This window comes from Pseudomonas sp. KCJK9111 (genome assembly GCF_046231935.1).
GTDB classification, from domain to species: domain Bacteria; phylum Pseudomonadota; class Gammaproteobacteria; order Pseudomonadales; family Pseudomonadaceae; genus Aquipseudomonas; species Aquipseudomonas parafulva_B.
Map to the genome: position 1 here is coordinate 1 of NZ_JBJJMO010000080.1, position 17,353 is coordinate 17,353.

The following is a 17,353-nucleotide window of genomic DNA, read 5'->3' on the forward strand; positions in this document are numbered from 1 at the left end:
AAGGCATCATAATTTTCAATGTTACGGCTGCATTTCAGTAAACATGCCGCCGAATCTACCCGCACTGCTCAAACTCGCGCTTATACCTTCACATGCAAGCACCGGCCGGCGGATCGTAAGCAGCGAATGCCAACGCCACCCCATTTTGCTGTTGCTCAAGGCGACGCTGCGCCTTAGACTGCCGCCCCTTGTTAAAGAGTGCCGACTGGCGCTCGAAAAATTTCCGCTGCCGATGCCAAAGCATCAGCGGCAAACGAATCGCCCAAATGCACCTATTTTCATAGAGAAATCGATGACCAAGGAACAGTTGCTGGCCATGCCGGCCGATGACTACATGAACGCTGAACAGCTGAGCTTCTTCACTGAGCTGCTGCAAGCGATGAAAGTCGAGACCCATGAACGCATCGAGCTGAGCCGTACCACCATCGAAGGCCTGGATACCCCCTCGGATCCTGCCGATGTGGCATCGGTCGAAGAAGAGCGTAGCTGGCTGGTCAATGCCATCGATCGCGATCAGCGCCTGCTCCCGCAACTGGAGATGGCGCTTGACCGTATTGCCGACGAGAGCTTCGGCTGGTGCGACGACAGCGGTGAACCAATTGGTCTCAAGCGCTTGCTGATCAGTCCAACTACCAAGTACTGCATCGAAGCACAAGAGCGCCACGAGCAGCTTGATCGCCATCAGCGTCAGGCCTGAGCCGTTCAGGTTGCCAAGCCCCATGGAGCGATTCGTGGGGCTTTTTGCATTTCGTAAATCAAGCTGCAACGACCCATGCAATTCGCCTGGAGCAGTTGCGCAATAACCGGCAAGCCTGTTAAAACAGGGCGTCTCTCATGGACTTCACTGTTTTCGGATATCCCCACCGACGACAGTGTGCGAGTCGCCATCAGGCGCCAAGACCACGCACCCATCCGGAATCGCATTTTCATGGACGTGCAATGTCAGACGTTACGCCGGTAGCGCTTGGGCATGGCCCAAGGGTATGCAAGCGACAGCAACGCCGGCCTTTAGAGTAAAAAATCCTGCACGCTGCATCGTCAGCGGGCACAGACATGTCGCTCAGCGTTTTATTAATCTCATTGCCTATCGATTTGAAATGGCCGTGCTTCGCGAGCTCCTGCGAGGGCGGGTTGTAAACGGTTGAGGATTACTTCATTGGCAGTCAGCACTCTTGATACACACGCGTTGTTCGCCCTTGGTGATTTGCGCGGGAAACTGGCCCAGTTGTTCCAGGGTCGATTCGTCTATGTCACCGAGCAAAACCCTGATGGCCTCTACATGGCCGAGATCGACACGCAAAATGCGCTGGTGGTCGATGACAAGCAGCGCCTTGAATTGAAAGTCGGCGACCATTTTCGTGCCGCCGTGCTGCCCAGCCGCGAAGGCGGCAAGCTGGAAATGCGTTTTCGCGACATCAAGCTCAATGTCTACGGCGTTGGCGACTACGCGTTCGTATCGGTTCCGGAAGGCGAGGGGATCGTATTGCGGGAAGGCCATGGCGTGATGCTGGTGTTTGCCGCCGAGCAGCAAATTCAGGAAGGGCTAGGCAAGCTGTTGAAGGCTGTAACCGGCAAGGTTGCGAAATGGCGCAAGGGTGAGCTGACGACGTTCAAGGCAAGCGAGTGACGCTGCCAGAGCAAGCGCCTGGAGCACGGGAACACTATCACCGTGAGCACCAGGCGCGCGCCATGGCCGAGGCGCAGCGGCTGCTCGGAGCACGTGAAGCGGTAGGCGGGCGATGGTTGGATTGGGTAGCCGCCGAGTTGTATACCCAGGGCCCGCCCCATTACGTGGCCATGGTCAGGCGAGCACTGCAGCGGCTGAGTGAGCAGCCAGGCTAAGCGCGGTCAGTTACCACGATCCAGGCCGCTGCTGACCTCCTCGGGTACCGGCTCTTTGGCCTGACGCTTGCGAAACAGCCCTGCGCGGGCCAGTAACAAGGTAGTCACTGGCACCGTGATCGATAGCAGCACGGGAATCAGCCATGCATGCAGCACCAGCGACTCCTTCAACCACGAAAAATAGATGATCGAGCCAAGCGCGACGCACCAGGCCCCTATGGTCGAGGCCAGTGCCGGGGGATGCATGCGTTGAAAATAGTCTTTCAGGCGCAGTAGGCCAATCGCACCGATCAGCGCAAAAAGGCTGCCAGCTACCAGCAGTATGGTTGTGATCATTTCGAGCCAGAACGGTAGATTGAGTGTCTCGGTCATTCGATCACCTCTCCACGCAGCAGGAACTTGGCCAAGGCAAAGGAGCCCACGAAGCCAAACAACGCAATGAGCAACGCCCCTTCGAAATACGTATCACTGGCATACCTGATGCCCAGCACCAGCATGGTCAGCATTGCCAGAATGTACAGGTAATCTAGAGCCAAAACCCTGTCCTGCGCCGAAGGCCCTCGGAATAGCCGAAGCAGGGTTAGGCACATAGCCAGCGCAAAGATGAACAAGCTGACAAGAACAGCGTTGGCGAGCAGTCCACTCATTGAAAAATCTCCATCAAGGGACGTTCATAGACGTCCTTGAAATGCTGGACGAACGCCGCTTCATCATCCAGATCGAATACGTGCAGCAGTAGCACGCTACGGTCCAGGGCCAGTTCCGACCAGATGGTTCCAGGGATCACCGTCGTGATCATGGACAGCGCTGCAAGCCCATGGGGTTCACGCAGGTCCAGGGGGATATGAACGAAGACTGAGCGTGGCGGCCGCCTCCCGGCACCCAGCACGCCGCGAGCGACCTGCAGGTTGGACAGGATGACGTCCACGCCGACCCGGCCTATCAGCTTGACGATGACCAGGGGGCGTCGGACATGGGCATGTTGCGGCCGCAAGGGCGCCATCAGCAGCGGAGCCAGTATCCCCAGTACGGCGGCGAGGATGAGGTTACCCGGACTCAGCGACAGGTTGAGCAACAGCCACAGGCCGAACAGACATGCCGATAGCAGGGGGGCGGGAAATAGTCGGCTCATGGCTGCCCCTGAACGTCGAGCGAGGTGGGACCAGGTTTTGGCTGCGCTGCCATGACTGCATCGATGTAGGCATCAGGCGCCTGGAGGCTGGCAGCTGTGTCCAGGCTGTAGCGCAGCAGCGGCTCGGCCTTGAAGCTGAGCAGCATGCACAGGCCCAGCAGGATCACGATCGGAAGGCATTCGAAACGCCTGAGCACTGGAGAGGGTCGCTCTTCGGGTTTCCAGAAACGTTGGATGCCAACGCGTCCGAACGCGATCAGCGATGCCATTCCCGACAGTACCAGCAGGGCCACAAGGCCCCAGCCAGCGGCACCGAGGGTGTATTGGCTCGGAACCCCCAGGCCGTTGGGATTGAACAAGGCACTGATGAGGTTGAGCTTGGCGACGAAGCCTGAAAGGGGTGGCATGCCGATGATCAACAAGGCGCAGGCGATGAAGCTCAAACCCAGGAATGCCATGGTCCAGGGAATGACCTGACCGATGACGGCCTTCTGGTCATCATCGAGGTTGATCCCTTTTGGAGGGTGAAGTGATTCCAGTAAGGCCGGCATGGCGTCTTCTTCCTCGTCCAATGGCAACTCATTGGCAGATCGCGAGCGCTCGATGAGTTCGGCCAGCAGGAACAATGCGCACAAGGCCAGGGTAGAATTCACGAGGTAGAACAGCGCGGCTCCAGTCAATGCCAATTGCGCAAAGCCCACCGCCCCCAGCAAGGTGCCAGCCGATACCAGGATACTCAACGCCGCCATGCGTTCCAGGCGCTGCGCTGCCAGGATCGACACCGCCGCCATGGCCAGGGTCGCCAAGCCTCCGTAGACCAGCCAATCTCCCCCGAAGTGTGCCGATGCCCCTGCTTGCCCGGAGAAGAGCAGCGTCCACACCCGCAGCACCGCATACAGCCCCACCTTGGTCATGATTGCAAAGAGGGCAGCCACTGGCGCGCTGGCAGACGCATAGGCTGGCACCAGCCAGAAGTTCAGGGGCCAGATGCCCGCTTTGACCAGGAACGCCATGGCCAGAATCGCTGCGCCTGCATGCAGCAGGCCGCGGTCGGCCTCGGGTACCAGCGGAATCTTCAGGGCAAGGTCCGCAAGGCTCAGCGTACCGGTCACGCCATACAGCATTGCCGCGCCAATCAGGAACAACGAGGAGGCGAAAAGGTTGACGGCGATGTAGTGTAAGCCGGCTCGCACACGTGCGCGGCCGGATCCGTGCAGCAGAAGGCCGTATGAAGCTGCCAACAGTACTTCGAAGAACACGAACAGGTTGAACAGGTCTGCCGTCAGGAATGCGCCGTACAGGCCCATCAGCTGAATCTGGAACAGCGCATGAAAACTTGCACCGGCGCCATCCCAGCGTGCCCGTGCAAACAGCAGGGCGCATAGCCCGATGACGCCGGTCAGGGTCAGCATCAGCGCCGACAGGTGGTCCACCACCAGCACGATGCCAAACGGGGCTGGCCAGTTGCCCGGCAGGTAGACGCCGATCGATTCTGCCTGGCCCTGGGTACGGACCCAAAGCAGCAGGCTGATGGCAATGCCAAGACCGGCGAAGGTCGACAGCAGGTTCAGCCGTGCCTTGATCAATCGACGCTTTTCGCCCAGCAGCAACATGACTGCCGCTGTAATCAACGGCAGCAGGATAGGGGCAACGATCAGTTGGCTCATGCCGCTCATTCCTCACGCTCCCGGCCATCTACGTGGTCGGTGCCGGTCAGGCCGCGCGATGCCAGCAGTACCACGAGAAACAGGGCGGTCATGGCGAAGCTGATGACGATTGCCGTGAGTACCAAGGCCTGTGGAAGCGGATCGGTGTAGTGCAACAGGTCCTGGGTAACGCCTTCCTTGATGATGGGCTCCTTGCCGATGAACAGGCTGCCCATGCTGAAAATGAAGAGGTTGACCCCGTAGGAAAGCAGGCACAAGCCCATGATCACCTGGTATGTGCGCGGGCGCAGCACCAACCAGACTCCGGAGGCGGCAAGCACGCCAATGGCCACTGCGATCACTTCTTCCATCAGGCGGCTCCTGTTTTACGGGTCTTGCCTGGACTGGCCGGGCGATAGGCACGTACCGACTGGTGGGCCAGGGCCGTGAGTATCAAAAGGGTCGATCCGACGACCACGGTGAACACACCGACGTCGAAGAACAATGCGCTCGCCAGATGGATGTCTCCGAGCAGAGGAAGATGCAGGTGCGCCGTATGGGTGGTCAGGAACGGGTAACCGAGCACGATGGCGCCGCCACCGGTCAAGGTTGCACAGAGCAGACCAGTGCCCATCCAGCGCAAGGGCCGCAGGCGCATTTGCGCTTCGACCCACTGGGTGCCTGCGACCATGTATTGCAGAATGAACGCCACCGAGGTCACCAACCCGGCGACGAAGCCGCCGCCCGGCTGATTATGACCACGCATGAACAGGTACATCGATACCAGCAGCGCGATGGGCAGCAACAGGCGCACCAGCACGGCGGGCACCATCATGAAGCCCAGAGCGGTATCGGCAGCATGGCGCGGGTTGATCAGGTCGGTGACGACATCAGGTGCCAGTTGGCGCTGCTGGGTCGGCAATTGCATGCTTTCCTTGGGAGGGCGGAAGCGACGTAGAAGCGCGAAAACGGTCAACCCCACCGCGACCAGCACGGTGATTTCGCCCAGGGTATCGAAGCCGCGGAAATCCACCAGCATCACGTTGACCACATTGGTGCCACCACCTTGGGGCAGCGCACGGCTCAGGTAGAACGAAGAGATGTCATTAGGCGTAGGGCGGGTCAGCATGGCGTAGGACAGCACGGCCATGCCGGCACCCACCAGCACCGCCAGTAGCAGGTCGCGCAGGCGACGCACGCGGGCGCGATCGAACCTGCCAGGCAGAGGCGACACACCCTCGATACGACGTGGAAGCCAACGCAGGCCAAGAAGGATCAGGACAGTGGTCACCACTTCGACAACCAGTTGGGTCAGGGCAAGATCAGGTGCGGAAAACCACACAAACGTGATACAGGTCATCAAACCGCACACACTGACCATGGTCAGGGCCGCGAGGCGGTGGTACTTGGCTTGGTAGGCCGCGCCGATCGCGCAGGCAATGGCGATCATCCAGAGTGCGACGAACACCCCTGAACCTGGGATCTTCGGCCGCTCGCCCCAAGTCAGGCCACTGTGGAGCATGGGTGTCAGGCCCGCGAGGAAGGCGGCCACCACCAGCATGAACAACTGCGCCTGCAGGCGCCGGCTGGTAAGCAGGTGCTCGATACGTCGCGCCATCAGCATCAACTGCACCTGGCCATACTCGAAGAGACGCTTGCCATCGAATCGGCCCATCACGGGAGGGCAGGGGAAGCGGCCACGTCGCAGTTGCTTGCGCAACAGCAGGTACAGGACCACGCCACCACTCATGGCCACCAGGCTCATGATCAAGGGCGCATTCCAGCCGTGCCAGATGGCCAGGCTGTACTCGGGTAGCGTACCCCCTACCACCGGCAGTGCCGCAGCGGCTAGCAAGGGGCCTACGGACTGGGCGGGGAAAATGCCGACTACCAGGCATGTCAGCACCAGCAGCTCGACCGGCGCGCGCATCCAGCGCGGGGGTTCGTGGGGTGTGTGCGGCAGGTCCTGGGCAGTGGGACCGAAAAACACATCGACCGTGAAGCGCAGCGCATAGGCCACGCTGAATGTGCCGGCCAGGGTGGCGATCACCGGAAGCATGGCTTCGACCCAGGCGCTGGAGGTGATGAACACGGTTTCGGCGAAGAACATTTCCTTGGACAGGAAGCCGTTCATTAGCGGCACCCCCGCCATGGAGGCGCTGGCGACCATGGCCAGGGTGGCCGTGTAGGGAACCAGTCGGACCAGGCCGCTCAGGCGCCGGATGTCACGCGTACCACTTTCGTGGTCGATAATGCCGGCGGCCATGAACAGCGATGCCTTGAAGGTCGCGTGATTGAGAATGTGAAAGACCGCCGCCACGGCGGCCAACGAGCTGTTCAGGCCCAACAACAGCGTGATGAGGCCCAGGTGGCTGATGGTCGAATAGGCCAGAAGGCCCTTGAGGTCATTCTGGAACATCGCTGCGAAGGCACCGAGCAGTAGCGTCAGCGCGCCAGCACCACCGACGATCCAGAACCATTCGTCGGTGCCCGATAGCACTGGCCATAGGCGCGCCAGCAAAAATACGCCGGCCTTGACCATGGTTGCCGAGTGCAGGTACGCCGACACCGGCGTGGGCGCCGCCATGGCATGCGGCAGCCAGAAGTGGAAGGGAAATTGCGCGCTCTTGCTCAGGGCGCCGATCAGGATAAGCGGCAACAGCACTGGGTAAAGTGCGTGCTGGCGTATGGTGTCACCTGCAGCCAGGACCTTGTCCAGGTCGTAGCTGCCCACCACATGGCCGAGCAGCAGCGCCCCTACCAGCAGGCACAAGCCACCGGCACCGGTGACCATCAGCGCCATGTAGGCGCCACGGCGCGCGTCGGCCCGGTGATGCCAGTAGCCAATCAAGAGGAAGGAGAAAAGGCTGGTGAGCTCCCAGAAAAACACCAGTTGCAGAAGGTTGCCCGACAACACCAGCCCGAGCATGGCGCCCATGAATGCAAGGAAGAAGGCAAAGAATCGCGGCACTGGGTCTTGTGGCGACATGTAGTAGCGCGCGTACAGAGACACCAACGTACCGATGCCCAGCACCAGCAGTGAGAACAACCAGGCAAAGCCGTCCATGCGCAGTACGAAGTTGAGCCCAAGGCTAGGTAGCCACAGGAATTCTTCACGAATGACCCCGCCGTGGGCCACCTGTGGATAGAGAAGTGCTACCTGGACGGTGCCGACCAAGGCCACGAGCCCGGCGAGTATGGACTCGGCGTTACGTGCGTTGTGCGGCAGCGCGGCTGCCAGCAAACTGCCCACGAACGGCAGAAGCAATAGCACTATCAAAGACATAGAGTTCTATTCTGAGAGGTTTTCCAAGGATCATACGTGCCGAACGGGTCATCGACCAACACACAACCTGTCGCAGAATCCTACAAAAGGGCTGTGACAGGCTGTTTTTTTATAACAGTTTTTTACAGAGGATAGTCGGAGCTTTAGAGACCGGTCTTGAGTTGACGTTCATTCTGTGCAAGTTCAGTACCAGCAGATTCTGGCCTGCGGCGCACGCGCAACTCGCTGATGACCACGGCGATGACGATCAGCAGGCCGCCCAACAATGCCAACCCTGGCAGGCGCTCTCCCGCTAGCCGTCCGACGAGGCCGGCCCACACTGGCTCACCGGCATAGATCAACGTGGCCCGGGTGGGTGATACCGATTTTTGTGCCCAGTTCATCGCCACCTGGATGATTGCGCTCATCAGGCCCAAGCCAATCGCACTGCTCAGCAAAAGCCAAGAGAAATCGGGTACCGATTCCTGGGTAGGCAGCATCATCATGAATGCCAGTGCCGAGGCCGTTGCCAGTTGCACCACAGTAACGCGGCGAACGTCGACGCGCCCGGCAAAGCGGCTGATCAGAATGATTTCGCCGGCGATGGCGACGGCGCTCACCAATGTCACTACCTCGCCTTCGCTCATGTGCAGGCTACCGCCCTGCGGCCCGGCGAGCAGGACCAACCCAACGAATGCCAGGCCGATCCCAAGGCTGGGCATCAGGCCCGGGCGCCGACCCAGCACCAGCCATTGCAGCAAGGGTACGAAGGGCACGTAAAGCGCCGTGATGAACGCCGACTGGCTGCTGCTGATCGTCTGCAGGCCCATGGTCTGCAGGCCGTAGCCCAACATGATCAATACGCCAATCGACAGGCCTGCCTTGAATTCGACAAGGGTCAACCCCGGCAAGGCGCGGGCCGAGACCATGCCGACGAACAGGGCAGCCGCGGCGAAGCGCAAGCCCACGAAAAACATGGGGCCACTGACGGTCATCACGTTGTGCACCAGCAGGAATGTACCGCCCCATAACATGGTGATGAACACCAGCACCCACTCGGCTTTGCTAAGACGGAACGAAAAGGTGGGGCGTTGCGGGCGTGACTTATTCATGCGGTTGCAGGCTCGTAGGACAGGGCGCACAATCGGCGCAAAGTGGGCAGTATACTGCGCAACAACTAGGGATGAGCAATATAGTGCACAACGACGCCTCGCATCGTGCTTCGGTGCTGCAACACGTGAGCTTGAATGTTCGCAGTCTGCGCAACGCTGCTGGCATCAGCCAGGCAACCTTGGCCGAGCGTTCAGGTGTCAGCCGTCGCATGCTGGTGGCGATTGAGGCTGGCGAGAAAAATGTCAGCCTCACCACGCTCGACCTCATCGCCGAGGCACTCGGGGTGGCGTTCAGCACATTGATCCAGGCGCCTGACCAGCGTAACCCTGGTCGTATCGAAGAGCTGGCCTGGGCGGGTGAGCATCCGCAAAGCCGGGCCATCCTGCTGGCAAGCAGCATGGCCCGTCGCGAAGTTGAGCTGTGGGAATGGACGCTGGCGGTCGGCGAACACTATCGCAGCGAGGCAGATGCCGAAGGCTGGAGCGAGCAGATCTACGTGGTCGAAGGTGTACTGACGCTGATTATCGAGGGTGTCGAGCACCGACTCGAGCAGGGACGCTTTCACGTATTCGCCAGCAATTGCCGTTACGCCTATCGCAACGATGGCGCGGTCGCAGTGAAGTTCGTACGTAATGTAGTGATCTAAAGTGGCGATCAGGCGTGGCCAGCAGCTTCTTTGAGCAATGCATCGGTGCTGCGCACCGAGGCATAGGCGAACGCCAGTGCAGCCATCGATGCCTCATGCACCTGTGCAGCAGGTACCCTTTTGCCGTTGAACTCCAGGGCCAGCGTGGCGCAGGCATCATGGGCGACCGTGACTTCGTACCCGAGGTCAGCTGCTGCGCGCACCGCTGCATCGATGCACATGTGGCTCATGCTGCCCACGACGGTCAGCGACCTGATGCCCTGGCGTTCGAGCGTCTGCGCAAGATCGGTCGAGAGAAAAGCGTTGACCTTGTGTTTGAGAATCACAGTCTCTCCAGGCATCGGCTGAACACTCGGGTGAATGGCTGCGCCCGAAGAGCCTGGAGCAAAAAAGGGGGCGTCGGCGCTGTCGAACTCGTGGCGTACATGCACGATGAGGTCGTTCGCGTCGCGGGCAGCCTGGAGCAGGCGGGCCGCATTTTCAGCGGCGCGCTCGACACCTTCCAGAGGCCATTTGCCACCTGGGAAATAGTCATTCTGGATATCGATGATGATCAGTGCGTGAGTGTTCATGTTGCCTCCGGGGGCAGTGGTTTTGACTGTTGCTTAGTTATAGGCTGTCGCGTGATAGGGGTGAATCGGCGCGAAAGACACTATGCGGGGCAAAACTGACATGGCTCGTTTTATCGAGATTGGCCTGCTTCGCTATCCCGATGCGCAGGAGGCAGCGATCCACGGCCTGCACGACCTGTTCGACGTGGCTAACCGTATGGCTGACGGGTTGGGTGCGGCCCAAGCGCCTCGTGTGCGTATCAGCGTATGGGGGGTGGGTGCAGAGGAAGAACTGCTGCCTGAGGCTCCTCCAGGGGATGACAGTGATGCGAGACTGCGTGTTCTGATCATCCCGCCAAGTTTGCACGCCGTTCCCCACGATGCCTGCCTGGCTCGCCATCGCTCGGCTTTGTGCCGATTGCACCAGGAAGGCACCGTTCTGGCCTCGGTGTGCATCGGGGTTTTCTTCATAGCGGACTGTGGTCTGCTGGATGGGCGCACCGCATGCGCCCATCGCAATCATGTGCAGCTGCTGAAGGCGCGTTACCCGCGCATCAGGGCTGAGGCTCAACAGGCGCTGCTGGATGACGGCGATATCGTCAGCTCCGCTGGCCTGATGGCCTGGACCAGTCTGGGCCTGAGTTTGGTGCAGCGATTTATGGGCGATACCGTTGCCGCTGAAACTGCGAACTTTCTGGCGGTAGATCCGATACCTGCCGCTTTGCCCGGCACTTGCCTCAACCCGTTGCTTGATCATGGCGATGAAGCGGTCCTGAAGGTACAGCACTGGTTGCAGGCTACGGGCGCGCGGACGGCGGGCCTCGCAGCGATGGCAGCGTGCGCCAGCCTGGAGCCGCGCACGTTTTTGAGGCGGTTTCGCTTGGCTACAGGCTTGCGCCCCACCGAGTACTGTCAGCAGATCAGAGTATGCCGGGCAGCACGTTTGCTTGAGTTCACACGCAGGACAGTCGACCAGATCGCTTGGGATGTCGGTTATCGCGACCCCGGTGCGTTTCGCAAGGTATTTCAGCGCGCCACAGGCATCACCCCCAGTGCATTTCGACGGCAGGGCGTGACTTCAACGCCTGAGGGGCGAGGTGCATGGCGTAGCGACCCTCTTGACCTCGAGATTGGTTGAGGTTTTAACCTTCCGGGCATTGCGATGTGTATCCCTGTCAGGAGGTTGTCGATGTCAGGAAGTGTCTCAGCCATCTGGTACAACCAGATGATCGAATATCGGGTCGCCGTCGTCTTTCAGCAAGCATTGGCCCAGGCATTGATGCAGCGCAGTGAGTCACTGGCAGCGCGCTTTGAAGACCTCCGGGCGGTCAGCGTTCAGGTGAGCGAAGATGGCAATTGTCTGCTTCAGTCGCTGCAGTGGACCAACCGGGAAGCCTGTGAGGCGGCTATCGAGCAAGTGCTGGACGGTTCGTTTCTGGGTCTCCTCCAGCAGTATCACGCCAGCGCCGTGAACTTTGCAGCTTTCACGGCCCTGCGGTGTCTGGCTCGCCATCCAGACGGAGCGTTGTACTGTCAGGTGGAGTGAGCTTCACGCGTACCAGGGTGCGTAGTGGGGATAGCGGTCCAGGCGAGCACCAATGACCATTTCGCTGATCCATGCCGCCAGCAGCGCACTGTAGGCCTTCTGGCTCTCTTCGGTGGACAGGCCGTGGTCGGCGCCGTCGACAATCCGGTGGGTGAGCGAGTGGGCACTGCCGAAGGCTGATCGGTAATTCATCAGCGTGCTGTGGGGTACGTAGTCATCATGCTCGGATTCGACCAGCAGAACATCGCCGGTAAACTCGGCGCAGGCGGCCAGAGCACGGTTGTCAGACGGCGCCAAGGAGCGGCGGCGATAGTCATTGAGCCGTTGTCGGTCCAGGGACTGCTTGGGCGTAGTCCACTCTTCGTCCCAGTACATGGCCGGCACCCGCAGGGCCAGCCAGCGGACCGGGCGCATCGAGGTCAGCAAGGTAGCCAGGTAGCCGCCGTAGCTGCTGCCGATCACGGCGATGGCGTTGGGGTCCACAGTGGGGTGGCTGATGAGCCGGTCGTAGGCTGTTAGCAGATCCTGCAGATTCTGCTCTCGCGTTACCGTCAGGCGCTGACTTTGGGTTTTCTCGTGGCCGCGCAGATCGAAGGTCATGCAGACGCAGCCAAGGCCTGTGATGTGCCGCGCTCTGGCAAGGTCACGCTGCTGGCTGCCGCCCCAGCCGTGGACGAACAGGATGCCGGGGATTTTGCTGCCCGGGCTGACCAGCGTCGCGCAGATGGTATCCCCGTTCACCGGCAGCTCTATCGTCTCACTCTGAATGGCCAACGTGTCGCAGCCGCGCGTATTTGGTGAGTTGTCCGAGTTCACTGTCGTTTCCTTGGTAGAAAAGTGTGGCATCCGCCGGTAGCGCGGGCGTGCCGAAGACTTCGTGGGTGCTAGCCCGCACTCGATCGACCCTGGCGTTGGCAGCGAATGCCTGAAGGGCGAGCAATTCGGCGCTGCTGGCACCGCCCATCCGCCAGGATTGTTCCAGCACGCCACTGCAAATGCCGCCTTTGGTGTCGGTGCCGCGAGCGATGTCGTAATTGCGGCGTGAGGCGATGAAGCCAGGTAAATGTCGATCGGCCGCTTGGTCATAAGTCATTGCCTGCTCGATCGCCAGGCGAACGCTCTTTTCCAAGGGGCCGGCCAGCAGAGACGCAAAGCCTCCTCGTACGAAAGTCAGGTCAGAGCCGCCGTACACCTCGATACCTTGGTGATCCTGGGTGAGTTGCTGTGTGCCGTAATAGCTGCAGACCAAGCCAGCGACCCGTACCTGGCCGACGCTGAACGTCTCGACGTTGCTCAGGTTCTGTTCCAGCACCAGGCCCCAAATCGAGAGTTCTGCGTCATCCACCGCACAGAGTAGGGGTTCAAGTTCTTCGAGCGTGGAGAACACGGCCTGCCCTCGACCCGCGCATGCGCGTACGGGTTTCAGTCGTACAGGCCCTGTGATCAACAAAAGTTGTGCGGCGTGCCGGGCGGTGGCCTTGTCGAATACGGTGTAGCCCTTGAGCAGCGCGTCGCAGGCCTGCCGGGCAAATGCCTCAGGCCAATCAGGCTTCGGTGGAGCACCTGGCGGCAGAGGGTGTGAAATGGCCTTGGTGGCCATGAACGGATGAGCGACGGCACCGCCGAAAATATCGGCTTCGCTTTTTATACCCAGTGCTGTCAGATCTGCGGTGTCGACCAAAGGCTGGGTGAGCATGTAGTAGTACGAAGCGTCCGCCCGTCGCGGTCCGTGCAGGTCCATCACGGGGCAGTCCAGCAACTGTGCGAAGCCTTCCGATAGCTTACGGTACACGGCGTGCTCGTGGTCGGGCGTGTGGGGCCGAGTGTCGAGTACCACGACGCCCTGTTTGCGATGACAGGCACTGGGCATGACGATCCGCCTTGCAAGGGGGCTGTACTGCCTCTGAATCCGGGACGTTGGTGAAGTTCAGCATGGCAGGATCAATGGTATGGTCCGGCGTAGGACCTTTCTCAGAAGCGTGCAGCACGGAGATTGCTGATTGCAGGCCGCGGGCAGCTATTCCATCATCAAGCGCTCAGGCATACCGGATGTCGCCACTGATAAGGGCATGATCGTGCACACCACTCTCCAACAGACCACGGCTCAGCGTCTTGCCGCGACGCGTAAGGCCATGGCCGCAGAAGGGCTTGACGCCTTGCTGGTTCCATCGGCAGACCCTCATCTTTCCGAGTATCTGCCAGGCTACTGGCAAGGTCGTCAGTGGCTGTCGGGCTTCACTGGCTCGGTCGGCACCCTGGTCATAAGCCAGCAGTTTGCCGGGCTGTGGGTCGATAGCCGCTACTGGGAGCAGGCTGAGCGAGAGCTGGCAGGTAGCGGCATCGAATTGATGAAATTGTCACCCGGGCAGCCGAGCGCGCTGGACTGGTTGGCTGAACATGTGCAACCGCAGGGTTGCGCCAGCGTAGATGGTCGTGCGATGGCTTTGGCTTCGGCTCGCCAGTTGCGAGAGCGCCTTGGCCAGCGAGGCGCAAGGTTGGTGACTGACCAGGATGTGCTAGGTCGCGTTTGGAGCGACCGGCCGACGCTACCGTCCAACCCGGTGTATTCACATCTTGCGCCCTACGCAGTAGTGGGTCGTGCGCAGAAGCTGGCGCAGGTGCGGCAGGCGATGCAGGCCAAAGGTGCGGACAGTCATTTCATCGCCACCCTTGATGACATTGCCTGGTTGTTCAACTTGCGCGGTAGCGATGTGTCTTACAATCCGGTGTTCCTGGCGTTTGCCCTGATCGATGCGCGGCGCGTGCAGCTTTTCATTGCCTCGGGAAAAGTCGATGAGCCTCTACGTCAGGCGCTGCGCGAGGATGGCATCGAAGTGCGAGACTACACCGAGGCTACCGGCGCCCTTGGTCAGTTGCCACCTGGCAGTCGCTTGTTGGTGGATCCAGCGCGGGTGACGTGCGGGTTGCTCGAGCCGCTAGGCGAAGGGGTAGTGCTCGTGGAAGGCTCGAATCCAAGTACCCTGAGCAAGGCGTGCAAGGCTGAGGGCGAGCTTGAGCATGTTCGTAGGGCGATGGAGCAGGACGGCGCGGCCTCGTGCGAATTTTTCGCCTGGTTTGAAGAAACGCTCGCGACCCAGGTGGTGACCGAGCTGACCGTCGATGAGCAACTCACCGCGGCGCGCGCCCGGCGGCCGGGCTTCGTCTCATTGAGCTTCTCGACCATTGCTGCGTTCAATGCCAATGGTGCGATGCCCCACTATCGGGCCACTGATCAGTCACACGCAGTGATCAAGGGCGATGGCCTGCTGCTCATCGACTCTGGCGGCCAATACCTGGGTGGGACCACGGATATCACGCGTATGGTCCCCATCGGGCAACCGAGCGACCTGCAGAAGCTCGATTGCACCCGTGTGCTAAAAGGCATGATAGCGCTGTCGCGGGCGACCTTCCCGCGGGGCGTGCTGTCGCCCATGCTTGACGCCATAGCCCGTGCGCCCCTCTGGGCCGACCAGGTCGATTACGGCCACGGCACCGGTCATGGAGTGGGCTATTTCCTGAATGTTCATGAAGGGCCTCAGGTGATTGCCTATCAGGCAGCGGCCGCGCCGCAGACCGCCATGCAAGAAGGCATGATCAGTTCAATCGAGCCTGGCACCTACCGACCTGGGCAATGGGGGGTGCGGATTGAAAACCTGGTCGCCGCGCGAAGCGCTGGCCGCAGTGCATTCGGTGAATTTCTCGATTTCGAGACCTTGACGCTGTGCCCCATCGATACGCGTTGCTTGCTACCGCAGCGGCTGACTGAGCAGGAGGTTTGCTGGCTCAATTGTTACCATGCCATGGTGCGCGAGCGATTGGCCCCACTGCTGGAAGGAAAGGCGCTGGCGTGGTTGTTATCACGTACTGAGGCGATCTAAGACATATGGGGGCAGCCATCAGGCTGCCCCGGTCACTTGCAAATGACGATCATGCTGCGGCTGGTGTAGCCGGCAGGGTTGATGCCAAATAGATAATCGCCGTCCTCTTCGTCGCTGTCGCCTGAACGGGCGACGACGCGGTATCCGCGAGTGGTGCAGGCGCTAGCGGCCTTGCTGTAGCAGTTGTCCCACGAAGAAGACAGGCCGGAGCAGTTGATATGCAGGCCTTTCTTGCCCCGTTTGACCTCGGTTTTAGCCGTGGCGGCACATCCAGCAATAGCCAAGATGGCCAGGATGAGCAAAATACGTTTCATTCCTGTCCTTAAATGCAGGACGGATCAGCTACCTGGGTCCGTCATTTTCGCTCGGGTTCATCCTGAAGAGTACAGCGTCCCTATTCGACTGCGCTGGGACAGCTTAATCAGCGAGCGGTGACGCCACAACACCCATGCAGCTTTCAACGAAAAGTTTTCCCGTGTCAATCCGCGACCATCGTCGGTTCTGGGCTATGGCGCATGGACAACGTCGTGCCCACGGAAGCCGCGATAATGGCGCCTACGGCCAGCCATTGAGTCAATGACAGGACCTCGCCCAGGAACAACAGCCCTGACAAGGCGCCGAAGGCAGGCTCGATGCTCATGAGGGTGCCGAAGGTACGAGCGGGCATGCGCGTGAGCGCAACCATTTCCAGGCTATAGGGGAGGGCGGTAGACAATACCGCTACAGCGATCGCCATGGGGATGACCGCGGGCGTCAGCAGCAGGCTACCGGCATGCACGATGCCGATCGGTGCGATGAACAGTGCAGCGACCACCACTCCCAGCGCTGCGCTCTGTACGCCATGTTCGGCACCCGCGCGTTGGCCGAAGAGTATATAAAGTGCCCAGCACGCCCCTGCGCCGATTGCGTAGCAGGCGCCCAGTGGGTCCAGCGCCTCTCCGTCATGGCCTGCGGGCAGCAACATCAGCAGGCCGAAAATGGCCAGCGCGATCCAGATGAAGTCGATGGCGCGGCGTGAGGCGAATATGGCAACTGCCAGTGGGCCGGTGAATTCGAGTGCCACCGCAATACCAATGGGCACCGTCTGCAGGGACATATAGAAGAGGAAATTCATTCCGCCGAGCGCCAAGCCATAGATGACGACATTACGCAGGGTGCGAGTAGTGAAGCGTGCTCGCCATGGCCGTAGCAGCGCAACCATTATCAAACTGGCAAAAATCAGTCGCAGTGAGGTCGTGCCTTGTGCGCCAATGAGTGGGAACATGCTTTTGGCGATCGAAGCACCGGTCTGAATCGATGCCATGGCGATAAGCAGCAGGCCGATTGGGAACAGCACGCTAGCCAGGTTGCGAGGCGGTTTGGACATGGGGACGGATTACCTAGGAGTGGCTTTGCGCACTATAGTGCGCAACGGTGCAACAGACAGCAATAGAGTGTTAAGCGTTCCACTCAAATGACGTTCGGATAAGATTAATGCTTGACGCTACGAAATTAGTGTCTATAATTCGCCCCACTCCAGCGCAGTCGGGTATCACTTAGACGCTGTGGAGTACTGCAAGCCATTGAAGCTGAACGAGTTTCTCGAAACAAACTTCAAAATAAACGCTTGACAGGCAACGAGGAAAGCGTAGAATGCGCGCCTCGGTTGAGACGAAGCGCTCTCAGCCAAACGCTCTTTAACAAATCGAATCAAGCAATTCGTGTGGGTGCTTGTGAGTACGGACTGATAGTCAA

19 protein-coding genes are annotated in these 17,353 nt (G+C 60.1%); 7 read left to right on the forward strand and 12 right to left on the reverse strand.

The window, feature by feature from the left end:
* Positions 1 to 292 precede the first annotated feature (292 nt).
* The 3 genes from ACK59L_RS19580 (at position 293) to ACK59L_RS19590 (ending at position 1,842) form a co-directional block, all read left to right on the forward strand.
* Entirely contained in the window at positions 293 to 697 is a 405-nt protein-coding gene (locus tag ACK59L_RS19580) for a TraR/DksA family transcriptional regulator (RefSeq protein WP_196137038.1), read from the forward strand.
* Positions 698 to 1,156: 459 nt separating this feature from the next.
* Positions 1,157 to 1,627: a hypothetical protein gene (locus ACK59L_RS19585; RefSeq protein WP_058605991.1), complete on the forward strand. Its 471-nt coding sequence runs from the start codon at positions 1,157 to 1,159 to the stop codon at positions 1,625 to 1,627.
* Positions 1,624 to 1,842 (forward strand): hypothetical protein, encoded by a 219-nt coding sequence (locus tag ACK59L_RS19590; RefSeq protein WP_409275476.1) that lies wholly within the window; start codon positions 1,624 to 1,626, stop codon positions 1,840 to 1,842. Before ACK59L_RS19585 ends, ACK59L_RS19590 begins: the two co-directional genes overlap by 4 nt.
* A 6-nt stretch (positions 1,843 to 1,848) precedes the next feature.
* Here the strand turns inward: ACK59L_RS19590 and ACK59L_RS19595 are convergent, their stop codons facing one another.
* From ACK59L_RS19595 to ACK59L_RS19625, 7 genes are all read right to left on the reverse strand, one after another.
* The gene (locus ACK59L_RS19595; RefSeq protein ID WP_409275478.1) at positions 1,849 to 2,214 is read right to left on the reverse strand and encodes a Na+/H+ antiporter subunit G; all 366 of its coding nucleotides are present in this window, start codon (positions 2,212 to 2,214) and stop codon (positions 1,849 to 1,851) included.
* Positions 2,211 to 2,489, reverse strand: coding sequence for a K+/H+ antiporter subunit F (locus ACK59L_RS19600; protein ID WP_058605988.1), 279 nt, complete (start codon positions 2,487 to 2,489; stop codon positions 2,211 to 2,213). Before ACK59L_RS19600 ends, ACK59L_RS19595 begins: the two co-directional genes overlap by 4 nt.
* On the reverse strand, positions 2,486 to 2,974 hold the full coding sequence (locus ACK59L_RS19605) for a Na+/H+ antiporter subunit E (RefSeq protein ID WP_409275480.1): 489 nt from the start codon (positions 2,972 to 2,974) through the stop codon (positions 2,486 to 2,488). Before ACK59L_RS19605 ends, ACK59L_RS19600 begins: the two co-directional genes overlap by 4 nt.
* Positions 2,971 to 4,650: a monovalent cation/H+ antiporter subunit D gene (locus tag ACK59L_RS19610; protein ID WP_409275482.1), complete on the reverse strand. Its 1,680-nt coding sequence runs from the start codon at positions 4,648 to 4,650 to the stop codon at positions 2,971 to 2,973. The genes ACK59L_RS19605 and ACK59L_RS19610 overlap by 4 nt, the downstream gene beginning before the upstream one ends.
* Positions 4,647 to 4,991, reverse strand: a complete 345-nt coding sequence (locus ACK59L_RS19615) for a Na+/H+ antiporter subunit C (protein ID WP_023534014.1) — start codon at positions 4,989 to 4,991, stop codon at positions 4,647 to 4,649. The genes ACK59L_RS19610 and ACK59L_RS19615 overlap by 4 nt, the downstream gene beginning before the upstream one ends.
* Positions 4,991 to 7,906, reverse strand: a complete 2,916-nt coding sequence (locus ACK59L_RS19620; protein ID WP_409275485.1) for a monovalent cation/H+ antiporter subunit A — start codon at positions 7,904 to 7,906, stop codon at positions 4,991 to 4,993. Before ACK59L_RS19620 ends, ACK59L_RS19615 begins: the two co-directional genes overlap by 1 nt.
* Positions 7,907 to 8,049: 143 nt before the next feature.
* Positions 8,050 to 8,997, reverse strand: a complete 948-nt coding sequence (locus tag ACK59L_RS19625; protein WP_409275487.1) for a DMT family transporter — start codon at positions 8,995 to 8,997, stop codon at positions 8,050 to 8,052.
* A gap of 83 nt (positions 8,998 to 9,080) precedes the next feature.
* Here ACK59L_RS19625 and ACK59L_RS19630 point away from each other — a divergent pair, with 83 nt between their 5' ends.
* Positions 9,081 to 9,644, forward strand: coding sequence for a helix-turn-helix domain-containing protein (locus ACK59L_RS19630; RefSeq protein WP_058605983.1), 564 nt, complete (start codon positions 9,081 to 9,083; stop codon positions 9,642 to 9,644).
* A gap of 8 nt (positions 9,645 to 9,652) precedes the next feature.
* Here ACK59L_RS19630 and ACK59L_RS19635 read toward each other — a convergent pair whose 3' ends face one another.
* A complete protein-coding gene (locus ACK59L_RS19635) occupies positions 9,653 to 10,216 on the reverse strand; it encodes a cysteine hydrolase family protein (protein WP_409275489.1) in 564 nt (187 codons plus the stop codon).
* 82 nt (positions 10,217 to 10,298) lie between these two features.
* On the opposite strand from ACK59L_RS19635, the gene ACK59L_RS19640 reads away from it, so the two are divergent.
* Complete coding sequence (locus tag ACK59L_RS19640) at positions 10,299 to 11,333, forward strand: GlxA family transcriptional regulator (RefSeq protein ID WP_409275491.1); 1,035 nt, start codon at positions 10,299 to 10,301, stop codon at positions 11,331 to 11,333.
* A gap of 51 nt (positions 11,334 to 11,384) precedes the next feature.
* Complete coding sequence (locus ACK59L_RS19645; protein WP_058639769.1) at positions 11,385 to 11,741, forward strand: hypothetical protein; 357 nt, start codon at positions 11,385 to 11,387, stop codon at positions 11,739 to 11,741.
* 3 nt (positions 11,742 to 11,744) lie between these two features.
* Here ACK59L_RS19645 and ACK59L_RS19650 read toward each other — a convergent pair whose 3' ends face one another.
* Both ACK59L_RS19650 and ACK59L_RS19655 read right to left on the reverse strand, forming a co-directional pair.
* A complete protein-coding gene (locus tag ACK59L_RS19650; protein ID WP_409275493.1) occupies positions 11,745 to 12,515 on the reverse strand; it encodes an alpha/beta hydrolase family protein in 771 nt (256 codons plus the stop codon).
* A complete protein-coding gene (locus tag ACK59L_RS19655; RefSeq protein WP_409275498.1) occupies positions 12,499 to 13,617 on the reverse strand; it encodes a DUF3182 family protein in 1,119 nt (372 codons plus the stop codon). The genes ACK59L_RS19650 and ACK59L_RS19655 overlap by 17 nt, the downstream gene beginning before the upstream one ends.
* Positions 13,618 to 13,810: 193 nt before the next feature.
* Between ACK59L_RS19655 and ACK59L_RS19660 the strand changes: the two genes are divergently transcribed.
* A complete protein-coding gene (locus tag ACK59L_RS19660) occupies positions 13,811 to 15,619 on the forward strand; it encodes an aminopeptidase P family protein (protein ID WP_409275495.1) in 1,809 nt (602 codons plus the stop codon).
* Between the two features lie 32 nt (positions 15,620 to 15,651).
* Here ACK59L_RS19660 and ACK59L_RS19665 read toward each other — a convergent pair whose 3' ends face one another.
* Together ACK59L_RS19665 and rhtA are read right to left on the reverse strand one after the other, a co-directional pair.
* A complete protein-coding gene (locus ACK59L_RS19665; RefSeq protein WP_023534016.1) occupies positions 15,652 to 15,933 on the reverse strand; it encodes a hypothetical protein in 282 nt (93 codons plus the stop codon).
* 164 nt (positions 15,934 to 16,097) lie between these two features.
* Positions 16,098 to 16,985, reverse strand: coding sequence for a threonine/homoserine exporter RhtA (gene rhtA, locus ACK59L_RS19670; RefSeq protein ID WP_196137030.1), 888 nt, complete (start codon positions 16,983 to 16,985; stop codon positions 16,098 to 16,100).
* Between the last annotated feature and the right edge of the window lie 368 nt (positions 16,986 to 17,353).